At 63.3% G+C, this 11,090-nt stretch carries 10 protein-coding genes; 5 read left to right on the top strand and 5 right to left on the bottom strand.

What is annotated here, in order from left to right; genetic code table 11:
* Nucleotides 1–182 precede the first annotated feature (182 nt).
* Nucleotides 183–2,510 carry a hypothetical protein gene (locus ABI213_RS12895; protein WP_348005287.1) on the top strand — a complete coding sequence of 776 codons (2,328 nt, stop codon included), beginning with the start codon at nucleotides 183–185 and terminating at the stop codon, nucleotides 2,508–2,510.
* Nucleotides 2,511–2,575: 65 nt separating this feature from the next.
* Here the strand turns inward: ABI213_RS12895 and ABI213_RS12900 are convergent, their stop codons facing one another.
* Nucleotides 2,576–3,418, bottom strand: a complete 843-nt coding sequence (locus tag ABI213_RS12900; protein ID WP_348005288.1) for a DUF6279 family lipoprotein — start codon at nucleotides 3,416–3,418, stop codon at nucleotides 2,576–2,578.
* A gap of 34 nt (nucleotides 3,419–3,452) precedes the next feature.
* On the opposite strand from ABI213_RS12900, the gene glmU reads away from it, so the two are divergent.
* The 3 genes from glmU to ABI213_RS12915 are packed head-to-tail and all read left to right on the top strand — an operon-like array spanning nucleotide 3,453 to nucleotide 6,238.
* Entirely contained in the window at nucleotides 3,453–4,865 is a 1,413-nt protein-coding gene (gene glmU, locus ABI213_RS12905) for a bifunctional UDP-N-acetylglucosamine diphosphorylase/glucosamine-1-phosphate N-acetyltransferase GlmU (RefSeq protein ID WP_348005289.1), read from the top strand.
* Between the two features lie 2 nt (nucleotides 4,866–4,867).
* On the top strand, nucleotides 4,868–5,611 hold the full coding sequence (locus ABI213_RS12910; RefSeq protein ID WP_348005290.1) for an ATP-binding protein: 744 nt from the start codon (nucleotides 4,868–4,870) through the stop codon (nucleotides 5,609–5,611).
* A gap of 57 nt (nucleotides 5,612–5,668) precedes the next feature.
* On the top strand, nucleotides 5,669–6,238 hold the full coding sequence (locus tag ABI213_RS12915; protein ID WP_348005291.1) for a hypothetical protein: 570 nt from the start codon (nucleotides 5,669–5,671) through the stop codon (nucleotides 6,236–6,238).
* A gap of 85 nt (nucleotides 6,239–6,323) precedes the next feature.
* Here ABI213_RS12915 and ABI213_RS12920 read toward each other — a convergent pair whose 3' ends face one another.
* A complete protein-coding gene (locus ABI213_RS12920; protein WP_348027410.1) occupies nucleotides 6,324–7,580 on the bottom strand; it encodes an Hsp70 family protein in 1,257 nt (418 codons plus the stop codon).
* Nucleotides 7,577–8,275, bottom strand: coding sequence for a dienelactone hydrolase family protein (locus tag ABI213_RS12925; protein ID WP_348005293.1), 699 nt, complete (start codon nucleotides 8,273–8,275; stop codon nucleotides 7,577–7,579). The genes ABI213_RS12920 and ABI213_RS12925 overlap by 4 nt, the downstream gene beginning before the upstream one ends.
* An 82-nt stretch (nucleotides 8,276–8,357) precedes the next feature.
* Here ABI213_RS12925 and ABI213_RS12930 point away from each other — a divergent pair, with 82 nt between their 5' ends.
* Nucleotides 8,358–9,110, top strand: coding sequence for a hypothetical protein (locus ABI213_RS12930; RefSeq protein WP_348005294.1), 753 nt, complete (start codon nucleotides 8,358–8,360; stop codon nucleotides 9,108–9,110).
* A gap of 6 nt (nucleotides 9,111–9,116) precedes the next feature.
* Here the strand turns inward: ABI213_RS12930 and ABI213_RS12935 are convergent, their stop codons facing one another.
* Both ABI213_RS12935 and ftsY read right to left on the bottom strand, forming a co-directional pair.
* Complete coding sequence (locus tag ABI213_RS12935; protein WP_348027411.1) at nucleotides 9,117–9,839, bottom strand: PEP-CTERM sorting domain-containing protein; 723 nt, start codon at nucleotides 9,837–9,839, stop codon at nucleotides 9,117–9,119.
* Between the two features lie 168 nt (nucleotides 9,840–10,007).
* Nucleotides 10,008–11,090 (bottom strand): signal recognition particle-docking protein FtsY, encoded by a 1,083-nt coding sequence (ftsY, locus tag ABI213_RS12940; protein ID WP_348027412.1) that lies wholly within the window; start codon nucleotides 11,088–11,090, stop codon nucleotides 10,008–10,010.

An 11,090-nucleotide genomic window follows, 5' to 3' on the forward strand; every position in this document is an offset into this window, starting at 1 on the left:
CCACTGGAATTTGTGACGTGTGCACCAAAAAATGCGCCCTGGCTGCGGTGGCCGTTCTAAGCCATCCCCCTTTTGGATGGCGACTGCGGGCCGGTATCCCTTGAATAGGTGATGTGCGGCAAGGTCACAAGGCTGAGCATGGGGCCGCTCTAGTCCCACAACATCCTTACAGGAGTGACCCCATGAAAACCCAGCTCAAACTGGCGCTCAGCAGCGCCGCGATTGCCGCCTTGGCGGCGTGTGGAGGCGATGGCGGAGACAGCGCCAGCCCCGTTGCGTCCACCACCACCGATGTTTCCGTCACGGTACTCGACGGGCCGATCAAAGACGCGTTGGTGTGCCAGGACACCAACAACGACGGTGTCTGTGCCAGCAGCGAACCGCATGCCACTACCAATGCCGATGGGGTCGCCATCGTGACCGTTGCCACGGCCGACAAAGACAAATACCCCATGCTGGCTATCGTGACATCCGCCGCATCGGACAAAGATACGGGCCTTGTGCCCACGGGCTTTGTACTGAAGACTCCTGCGGGCAAGCCTGCCCTGATGAGCCCGCTGACGACCCTAGTGCAAAACCTGGTGGCCCAAACCGGCATGGCTGTAGATGCGGCCGAGGCCCAGTTGAAACTGCAAACCGGCATCACCTCGTCCTTGTTCTCCAGTTTTGCCATCGCCGATGCCGCTCCGGCGGACGGCAGCGTCAAACCCGCCGCCTTGGCCCGCATGTGGGTCTTGACGACCCAGCAGCAGGCGCAGCTGGTGGCCAGTGCCAATGCGGTCGGCACAACCGCGGCCGACGGCACCACGGTGATCACCCAGGCGCTGCTGGACGCAGTGGTGCAAAAACGTGTGCAGGAACTGCTGAGCGCAATCGTGGCGGCGCTACCCAGCACCGCTACCGAAGCAAGCATGCAGACCGCCGCCGCGGCATTGGTGGCTAGCCAGGGCATCCAGCCTGCGGGGGTGACCACGGCAGTTGCCCTCTACGCTCAGCCTGCGGCGACAGGAACACCTAGCGTGGCAGGTGGAAGCCTGAACTCTCTGAGCTTCACCAGCGCCACTAATTGGACCACCAAGTCCAACGCCTGGACGGCGGCACAAAACAGCCCGGCGGCCGACGGAAGTACCCGTTGGCACGAGGTGCATACGGCTCTCAATGGCGGTTCAGCGCCCTATAGCTGGGGTGCTGGTTCGCACCCGGGCAGCGGCTCCGAGCTGCATTGGTCGGGTACAGCCTGGACCGGTTGCCCCATTAATTTTGAAAACACCAGTTCAGCAACCAATCCGAATGGCCACAGCCCGTACAACTACTGCGATGGAAAGGAGCTGGGCGAGGACTACAAAACCACATCGCTGAGTCTGGACAACCAAACGATGGTCAGCGTGCTGGACCAAATGAAGGCACTGGGCTACAGCAACCTCAACGTAGCCAACGCCGCCAGCGTGCTGGGCACGGCGACTTTCCCTGCGGGATCCCGGGTGCGCTATACCGCCGGTGCGGCTTTGTCCACCGCCGTCAGCTACGTGCAAACACCGTGGGAATACATAGAGCTGTATCCCATGGCGGTGGCCGCGGGTAAAACCGATGTCAATGACACCACGTCGGCCTGCTACCAGGATGTTCCATCCACCGCCGCCACCAGCCTGGACACGGTGGTCGCCACCATGACCGGCACGCCCTGCATCCAAAGCGCGGGCACCCGCCCCGGCCTGAATGGCACCACCTTGTCCAGCGGGCCGCGCAACGACTGGTGGGGTGCCACCAGCATCCAGGTGGGCCGCATCGGCTCGGCACCGCGCCACCTGCAAAATGGCCAGTCCGCCACCTACTACACCACCAACACCCCGATCCGCGCCTCGTTTGCGGCGGGCAATGTGGTCAAGTACTACGCCTGCCAGGAGCGGTTTGATGGCAGTCCCCGCAATTGCGACCCCATCGGCACGGGCAGCTATGCCATCCAGACCCTGGGCGATGCACGGGTGCTCACCTTCGGTGGCTTGCCTGCACTGGATGCGCAACTGGGCTACGTACAAGCCTTTGTGGAGCGGGGCGGGCAGGTGTACTGGGGCTACCAGGACAAACCGAAAGCCTGGAACGGTGCCAACCTGAACCTGGTGGCTGCAAACGCGCTGATGGCCCAACTGGGCATGCCTGCCTTGGACCCCAATACCCCTGTGGTGTTGACCACGGCTTCTTACCAAGGGGGCTACCGAGGCACGTACAGCGGAACGCGTTCTGGCTACTGGTTTGCCACGGTCAATGCCGACGGTTCCACCCAATGTAGTGGCTATGACAACATCCTTTTTGCGTGGACAACCGCTTGCACTTTAGGGGTTACACCTTCGTCCGGCGACTCCACCCTGGCCAGCTTCACCATAGCGGTGGCGGGTGCCTGGAACTTCAATGGCAGCTTGAACTACAACACCGGGCTGGTGGGCGCTGGCACTTGGAACTACAACGGCAACCTGTCCGACATCGGCGCATTCCAAGGCTATACCGAAGAGTAAACGGACAGGTTTAAGCGCTGTCTCTTGCCCCGCAGGCTTCAGCCCGGCGGGGCTTTTTTATATGCTTATCGTTGGGCTGCCAATTCCCGCAGCGACTGCTCGTACCCCGCCAGCCAGCGCACCGCCGCTTCGCGTTGTTTGGGCGTAGTGCTGTTGTGTACCACCGCAATGCCCTGGCAGTCTTGCTGGGCCAGGGCCTCGGCGTAGGCGCGGTAGCTGGGCTGTGGCGAGTGCATAGAGCGCTCCAGCAAGCCCCGCACGGCGGTACGGGTGTCGGCCGCCGTGGTCGGGTCGCGCTGCAGTTGGCGCAGGGTCTGCAAGGTGTCGGTTTGGCGGCGCAGGCGCTCGGCCTGTACCTGCTGCGGGTCGAAGTGGGACTGCTCCACCTGCTGGCGGATCAGGGTTTTCTGTGCGGCATCCATGCGGCCATAGACCATTTCGGCACGTTCCAGGGCTTTGTCATACCGCTTTTGGTGCATCTCAGTGGGGGTCAAAGCCAGCCAGTCGCTGCGGTATTCGGCATTGGTCTTGGCGTATTTGCGTTCCAGGTAGCTGATTTGCGCCGGTGTCAGGCTCTGCACCAGGGTGGTCGCGGCCGGTTCGGCATCCACCAGCAAGGCATCGATGTAGCCCCGCACCGTCGTGCCTACGGCGCAGACCTGCTCGGTGCTGAGATCATGGACCACCAGGGTTTGGGTTTGCCGCAGGGTTTGGGCGTAATCGGGCAGGTCTTGCTGGCGGTTGCGCAACTGCAGTTGGCGCAGGTCGTCGCGGACCTGCTTCGATTGGGCTTTGTTGAAGTCGATATGGCCGTCCAGCCACCAGGCGGCCAGGTCCACGCCGTTGTTGTAGCCCAGCTTGATGCCGGTGCAGGCCTGCAGTGCGCCCAGCAGCAGCAACAGTCCCATAATTCGGGTCCATTTAACTAAAAAGTTGCAAGCTATGGCAGAAGTCGATGTGGTCATCATGGCGGCGGGCAAAGGGACCCGCATGAAAAGCAAATTGCCCAAAGTGTTGCATACGCTGGCTGGGCGCGCATTGTTAGCCCATGTGGTGGACACCGCCAGCAGTTTGCTGCCGCGCAACGTGGTGGTGATCACCGGGCATGGTGCTACAGAAGTAGAAGCGGCTCTCCCAGGCTACATCTGCGATGGAGCCGAATTTTCTGTAAATTTTGCCCGCCAGGAGCCGCAGCTGGGTACCGGCCATGCGGTGCAGCAAGCGCTGCCTTTTTTGCCCGACGACGCGGGTGTGGTACTGGTGCTGTCGGGCGACGTACCGCTGACCCAGGTAGACACCTTGCGCCAGTTGGTGGCGGCCAGCGGCGGCGACAAACTGGCCCTGCTGACGCTGGAGCTGCCCAACCCCACCGGCTATGGCCGCATTGAGCGTAACGGGGAGGGTGGGGGCGACGCGGTGCAGGCCATCGTCGAACACAAAGATGCCACCGAGGCGCAGCGCGCCATTCGCGAAATCTACAGCGGCATCATGGCCGCACCCGCCGCGCGCCTGCGCACCTGGCTGGCCCGGCTGGACAACAAGAATGCCCAGTCCGAGTACTACCTGACCGACATCGTCAAGATGGCGGTAGCCGACGGTGTGCCGGTGGTGGCCCACAAGATCACCGACGAGGTGCAGGTGGCCGGTGTCAACAGCCCCGTGCAACTGGCCGAGCTGGAGCGCGCCTACCAACGCCAGCAGGCCGTGGCCTTGATGGAGCAGGGCGTGCGCCTGGCCGACCCGGCACGGCTGGACCTGCGCGGCAGCCTGGTGTGCGGGCAAGACGTGTCCATCGACGTGAATTGCGTGTTTGAAGGCACGGTCACGCTGGGCGAAGGTGTAAAAATTGGTGCGAACTGCGTCATCGCCAACGCGACTATCGCGGCGGGCGTGGTGGTGCATCCTTTCACCCACATCGATGGTGAAAAAGCCGGTGTCACGGTGGGCGCAGATGCGCGCATCGGCCCGTTCGCCCGCCTGCGCCCTGGCGCACGGCTGGGAACGGATGTGCACATCGGCAACTTTGTCGAAGTCAAAAACTCCACCCTGGGTGCGGGTGCCAAGGCCAACCATTTGGCTTACCTGGGCGATGCCACGGTGGGCGCGCGCGTCAACTTTGGCGCGGGCAGCATCACCGCCAACTACGACGGGGTCAATAAGCACCGTACCGTGATCGGTGACGACGTGCATGTGGGCAGCAACTGCGTGCTGGTGGCCCCCATTACCCTGGGCGCGGGTGGCACGGTGGGCGGCGGCTCGACCCTGACCAAGGATGCTCCCGAGGGCGTGCTCAGCGTGGCCCGTGGCCGCCAGGTGGCCATCGCTAACTGGAAACGCCCCGTTAAAAAGGTCTAGTCTTGAACGATCTGGAACTCCGCCTGGCCGATGCGCAGGCACGTCTGCAGCAGAGCGAGGCCCGCAACCTCGCCCTGATGGCCGAGCTGGAGCACTTTGTGCGCAACGTCTCGCACGATCTGCGTGCCCCGCTGCGCCACATCACCGCCTACGCTCCGCTGGTGCGCGAAATGCTGGCGGAGGGGGAAGACCCCAGCCCCTGCCTGGATACGCTGGAGCAATCGGCCCGCAGCATGGCCCGGATGGTGGACGCGCTGCTGGAGCTGTCGCGCCTGTCGCGCATCCCGTTGCAGACTGCGGCCGTGCCCATGGCTGCACTGGTGGCAGAGGCACAGCGCGCGCTGGCTGCGCAAGCGCTAGGGCGCAGCATCCAGTGGCAAGTGCCCACCGACTGGCCCGAAGTGCAGGGGGATGCCGCGCTGCTGCGCCAGGTGTGGGAACACGCGCTGTCCAATGCCCTCAAGTTCACCCGGCCCCGGCCCGTGGCGCAGATCACCCTGGGCTGGGAGCATGCGGCGGATGGCACCACGTTTTGGCTGCGCGACAACGGCGTGGGCTTCAACCCCGACACCAGTGCCAGCATGTTCGATCTGTTCCAGCGTCTGCATACCGCATCGGCGTTCGAGGGTGCCGGTGTGGGCCTGGCCCTGGCGCGCCAGATCGTGCAACGGCACGGCGGCAGCATCAGCGCGCAGGGCGTGGTGGACGGCGGCTGCACGCTGCGGTTTACTTTACCGAAGTCTTAGCTGGTGATAATGAAGGTCAAAGTCCCGTTGGGCTTCTTTCAACTACGAGATCCGACTATGAAACACAAATTCCTGGCCGTTGCCTTGCTGTCCATCGTGGCAGTGGCCCATGCCGAGCCCACGCCCGCCAAAAAAGAATTGATCAACAAGATCGTGCAATTGGAGCAGCCCATGGTCGATGCGACCGTGCGCCAATTGGCCCAGCAGCCCATTGCGCAGCTGATGCAGCCTGTGGGCCCGGCGATCCAGTTCCGGGTTCCGCCGGAAAAGCGCGAGGCTTTGGCCAAAGACATCCAGGCCGATATCAAGAAATATGTGGACGATGTCACACCTCTGTTGACCGACCGCGCCAACAAACTGGCGCCTGCAGAAATTGGCGGCGTGCTGGACAGCAAGTTCACCGAAGACGAACTGCGCCAACTTATCGTGGTGCTGGAATCTCCGGTGCTGCGCAAGTTCTCGTTGCTGCTGCCAGAACTACAAAAGGGCCTGGTCGAAAAGGTGGTGGCCGACACCAAGGGTCAAATCGAGCCCAAGTTGAAGGCGCTGGGCCAGTCGGCTGAAAAGCGCGTCAATGCGGCAGTGCCGGCGCAGCCTGCACCGGCCGCCAAGCCTGCTATCAAATAATACGAAAATTTAGGTGCTAAAAATAGCTGCCAGCGCATATCGGACCTGCACTGGCAGCTATTAATTTAAGCGGTAATTCTTGCAATTACGCGGTGGCCGCTTCCATCGTCACCGACCCCGCATACGCCAAGCCCGCCGCCACGCTGCCAAAACGGTCGCCCGCCACCATACGAGACTGCGGAAACAGGGCTTGCAAGGCCGCTTGCAGCGGGGCCAGCGCAGACGAGCCGCCCGTCAGGTACACGGCATCGGGCTGCGCCACCCCGGCCAGCTTCACACATTCCTGCGCACACTGCACCACCCGCGCCAACTGGGCTTGCAGCGCCTGGGCCAGGCCTTCGGGCGTGAGCTGGGCGCTCAGGTCGCGGGCAATGCAGTCCAGGTCGATGGTGGATGCCGTGCCTGACAGCGAGCAGGCGATTTTCGCCGCCTCTACGTTGGCCAGAATATGGTGGCCCACCCGCTCCTGCAGCACGTTTAGCAGGCGCTGGTGCAGGGCCCGGTCGGTGAAGGAGTCGCGCAAATCCGCGGCCTGTGCCAGGCTCTTGCGGGAATACGACTGGTGGATCAAATGCCAGGTGCTCAAATCAAAAAACACGCCCGACGGCACTTCACGCCCGCTCGGCCCCACGTGCCCCAGGCCCAGCAGCGGCATGGCGTGGCGCAGGTTCAGCAACTGGTCAAAGTCGGTGCCGCCGATGTGCACGCCGGTGGTCGCCAGAATGTCGCCGCTGCGGTCGCCCAAGGCCTGCCGCCCGGGGCCGACGCGCACCACGGTGAAGTCAGAGGTGCCGCCGCCAATGTCCACCACCAGCACGGTGGTGTCCTGGGTGACCCGGCGCTCGAAGTCAAAAGCCGCGGCGATGGGCTCCAGCTGGAACTGCACTTCGTCAAAACCCGCCGCACGGGCTGCCTGCTCCAGTGTGGCCTGGGCCAGCGCGTCGCGCTGTGCGTCACCGTCTACAAAATGCACCGGGCGGCCCAGCATGGCGTGCTGCACGGCGTGGCCCAGATGCGCTTCCGAGCGCTTTTTCAGCTCTTTGAAGAACATGCCCAGAATGTCGGTGAAGCTGACCATCTGGCCGTTGACCACGGTTTTTTCGTCCATCAGGCCGCTGCCCAGCAGGCTTTTGATGGAGCGCATCAACCGGCCTTCGGTGCCCGCCAGGTAGGTCTGCATGGCGGCGCTGCCGTAGCTGGTGTGCTGGTCTTCGTGCGAAAAGAACAGCGCCGTGGGCAGCGTGGGCTTGCCCGCGTCCAGCGCAATCGTGTCCAGGCTGCCGTCGGCCCGCACCAGCGCGGCCACGGTGTTCGAGGTGCCGAAATCAATACCGAGCATCATCCCTTGCTTGCTCCCTGTTTCGCCAGCACCGATTGCAAAAATGCGCTGATGTCGCGCACTTCCTGCGGGTGCACGCTGTGCGGCATAGGGTAGGTGTGCCATTGCACGGCATGGCCCAGCGCCAGCAAAGCCTGGCGCGAGGCCTCGGCACGCGCCAGCGGCACGACCGGGTCGGCCGTACCATGGGCCATGAAGATGGGGGTTTTGAAGTTGGCCGGGTGCCGCTCGGTGGCCAGTGTGTCGGCCAGTGGCAGATAGCCTGACAAGGCCATGATGCCCGCCAGCCGCGCGCTATGGCGTAGCCCGGTGTGCAAGGCCATGGCGCAGCCCTGCGAAAAGCCCGCCAGCACGATGTGCTCGGGCGCAATGCCGCGGGCGACTTCGTTGGCAACCAAGGCTTCGATGGCGCGGGCGGATGCGTGGATGCCTGCCGGGTCTTCCTGCCGCACCAAGTCGGCATTCTTGATGTCGTACCAGGCGGGCATTACATAGCCGTTGTTGATGCTGACCGGCATGGTTGGCGCGTGCGGAAAGACAAAGCGGATCGCAGCGCAGCCGCCCAGGTCCAACTCGGGCACCATCGCTGCGAAGTCGTCGCCACTGGCCCCCAGGCCGTGCAGCCAGATCACGGCGGCCGTGGGGTGCGGGGCGCTTTCGATTTCAATGCGTTGCAATAGGGGGGCATGGGAGGTCATGGTGGTCGAAATTGGGGTTTACCCGGTCGTAGGAGGAACGTGATTCTAAGGATGTCGCGTTAAGCCGTGCAAAATCGCCCGCATGTTGCCATTCCGCCACCACCTGTTGCTATCGTTTTACCTGGCTTTTTGCAGCGGGGCCTGGGCTGCCCCCGACATTGCTGCCAGCAAAGACATGCAGATCGTGCAGCGCATTGACGACGTGCTGGTGGGCGTGGACGCAGTGTCCTTGGCCATCATCGACCGTAGCCATGTGGCGGGCAGCTATTTTCTGATCAACCTGCACCAGCCCAGCCCGGTGGCAGGTACTGCCGAGTTTGTGGCCGACTGCCAGAGCCCGCCGCGCCTGGCTACGCTGGCATCGAGTCTGCCCTCGGGTTCGATCCAACCCGAGATCCCCTTGCTGCAGCGCCGGGCCACGGCCTTGGACATCGCCAGCCTCACGTTCAACCCGGTGCACATGCTGGACGGCAGCTGGATGGTGGCCGAATTTGCCTGCCGCAGCACCAGCCAGCCGGGCCGGGCTCGGCAAATTGCCCAGGAGTTGCTGGAACAAGGCGGCCCACCCGACATGCGCAGCCTGTGGTGCGACCTGCAGGCCGACGGCAGTACGCAAACGCGGCGCAGCGCCGAGGTGCGCTACAGTGCCCGCGACGACGCGGTGGCGGTGCAGACGCAGTGGCTGAGTTCGGGGTTTGTGAGCGACACCGAGGTGCTGTTTGGCAGCGGTGCCCAGTGGATCGTGGACCGCCAGCCTAGCCGGGCGCGGCTGCTGGGGTCGGGTGGGGTGCTTCTGTTTACCGGCGCCTGCCGCAGTACGCCGCCTGCGCCTTAGCAGGATTCAGCCCTTGACGGCTTTGGCTTTGCGGCGGCGGGCGACCAGGCCCAGGCTGCCCAAAGCGCCCAGCACCAGGGACAGGCTGCCGGGTTCGGGCACTTTGTTCAGCGCCAGGTAGTCTTGGTAGGTGGCGTTCTCATAGGCGCTGACCTGGTACCAGTTGTTGGCGGTGCCCAGGCCGTCGAGCCAGCTTTGGGCCAGGGCGGTCGTCCCTTTGCCGGTGGAGGATGCTTGGAAGCTCCCCGAGGACAGGTCAAACTTGTATGCACCTTGGGATTTGGCGGTTTCGTTGACGATCTCCCACACCGCCATTTGTAAGGCACCTGTCTCTTGGGCCGTGATATTGGTCTTGCCGTTCCAGACATCGAATTCGGTAAACAAGCGGCCCAGATCGGCGGCTTTTTCGGCACCAAAGTGGGTGATGCCGTTGACCAGCGTGTAGTTTTGGGCTTTGGAGGAGGCCTCCTGGAAAATATCCACACAGTAGGCGCGCAGCGTGCTGGTCACGCCGCCATCGTTCATGCCAAACAACATTTCGCCTGCATTGACGGTCTCACTCAGACCGGGCTTGGTGTTGGTGAAGCTGACCGTTTGGGAGCCCTGGGCAAAATTTTCGAATGTCAGGGCGGTGGCATTGGCCGGGTTGGATGCCGCCAGCCAACCCAAAGCGAGTGCACCGAGGAGGCTGTTGGCCCATGGAGTACGGGAAAAAGCAGTGTTTTGCATAGCGTTGAAGGTCATGGTATGGGCGTGAACCCGATGACCTGGATGCTAGTGGCGAGCCCCTGAAACGCTTGTGAACTTGTTCACCTGTATGCAATTCGCGGGCGGCTTGCTGCAAGCAAGTGGCGAATCCGTTAATTAATTCGCACGCCCTCGCATCCCAAGGCGCGGTCAGGCCAGCAGCGCCTGCGCAAATTCCCGCGCGTTGAAGGTTTCCAGATCCTCCAGTTGCTCACCTACGCCGATGAAGTACACCGGAATCGGCCGCTCCTGGGCAATCGCCGCCAGCACGCCGCCCTTGGCCGTGCCGTCCAGCTTGGTGACGATCAGGCCGGTGAGCTGGATGGCATCGTCAAAAATCTTCACCTGGCTGACCGCGTTCTGGCCGGTGTTGCCGTCGATCACCAGCAGCACCTCGTGCGGCGCGCTGGCATCGGCCTTGTTGACCACGCGGCGGATCTTTTTCAACTCTTCCATCAGATGCAGCTGGGTCGGCAGGCGGCCTGCGGTATCTACCAGCACCACGTCTTTGCCGCGTGCCTTGCCGGCGCTGACCGAGTCAAACGCCACCGAGGCCGGGTCGCCACCTTCCTGGCTGACGATTTCTACCGTGTTGCGGTCGGCCCACACGCCGAGCTGCTCGCGGGCAGCCGCCCGGAAGGTGTCGGCTGCTGCTAGCAAAACACTAGCGCCTGACGCAGACAGGTGGCGCGTGAGCTTGCCAATCGACGTGGTTTTTCCGGCACCGTTGACACCCGTGACCATGATCACCGTGGGCGTGTACTGGCCGATCACCAGGGCTTTTTCCAGCGGCGTGAGCAGGGCCGTGATGGATTCGACCAGCAAGGCTTTGACGGCCTGTGGTTCGGTGGCCTTGGCGGCTTTGACGCGCTGCTTCAGGTCGGCCAGCAGAAATTGCGTGGCCTTCACGCCGGTGTCGGCCATCAGCAAGGCATCTTCCAGTTCTTCGTACAGCGCGTCGTCGATCTGCGTGCCGGTGAACACTGTGGCGATGCTGGAGCCGGTTTTGCGCAGGCCGGTTTTGAGCTTGTCCATCCAGCCCGCGCGCGGGGCTTCGGGCGCTTGGGGAACTTGGGGTACTTCGGGGGCTTCGGGTGTTTCTATGGCGGCTGGTTTGGCGGCAAACGGGTTGCGCAGCCAGCCGGAGGCGGGAGCTTCCACAGCCGGTGCGGGGGCTACAACCGGGGCAGCAATTTCGGGGGAGGGAGGTTTTTTCTTGAAAAAGCTGAACAT

Origin of the sequence: Rhodoferax sp. (genome assembly GCF_039922535.1) — a bacterium.
Taxonomy (GTDB): domain Bacteria; phylum Pseudomonadota; class Gammaproteobacteria; order Burkholderiales; family Burkholderiaceae_C; genus Rhodoferax_B.

Coding starts and splice junctions, on each gene's coding strand:
- ABI213_RS12925 (WP_348005293.1), bottom strand. CDS start 8,275: ATGACCTCCCATGCCCCCCTATTGCAACGCATTGAAATCGAAAGCGCC.
- ABI213_RS12930 (WP_348005294.1), top strand. CDS start 8,358: ATGTTGCCATTCCGCCACCACCTGTTGCTATCGTTTTACCTGGCTTTT.
- ABI213_RS12900 (WP_348005288.1), bottom strand. CDS start 3,418: ATGGGACTGTTGCTGCTGCTGGGCGCACTGCAGGCCTGCACCGGCATC.
- ftsY (WP_348027412.1), bottom strand. CDS start 11,090: ATGTTCAGCTTTTTCAAGAAAAAACCTCCCTCCCCCGAAATTGCTGCC.
- ABI213_RS12935 (WP_348027411.1), bottom strand. CDS start 9,839: ATGCAAAACACTGCTTTTTCCCGTACTCCATGGGCCAACAGCCTCCTC.
- glmU (WP_348005289.1), top strand. CDS start 3,453: ATGGCAGAAGTCGATGTGGTCATCATGGCGGCGGGCAAAGGGACCCGC.
- ABI213_RS12895 (WP_348005287.1), top strand. CDS start 183: ATGAAAACCCAGCTCAAACTGGCGCTCAGCAGCGCCGCGATTGCCGCC.
- ABI213_RS12920 (WP_348027410.1), bottom strand. CDS start 7,580: ATGATGCTCGGTATTGATTTCGGCACCTCGAACACCGTGGCCGCGCTG.
- ABI213_RS12915 (WP_348005291.1), top strand. CDS start 5,669: ATGAAACACAAATTCCTGGCCGTTGCCTTGCTGTCCATCGTGGCAGTG.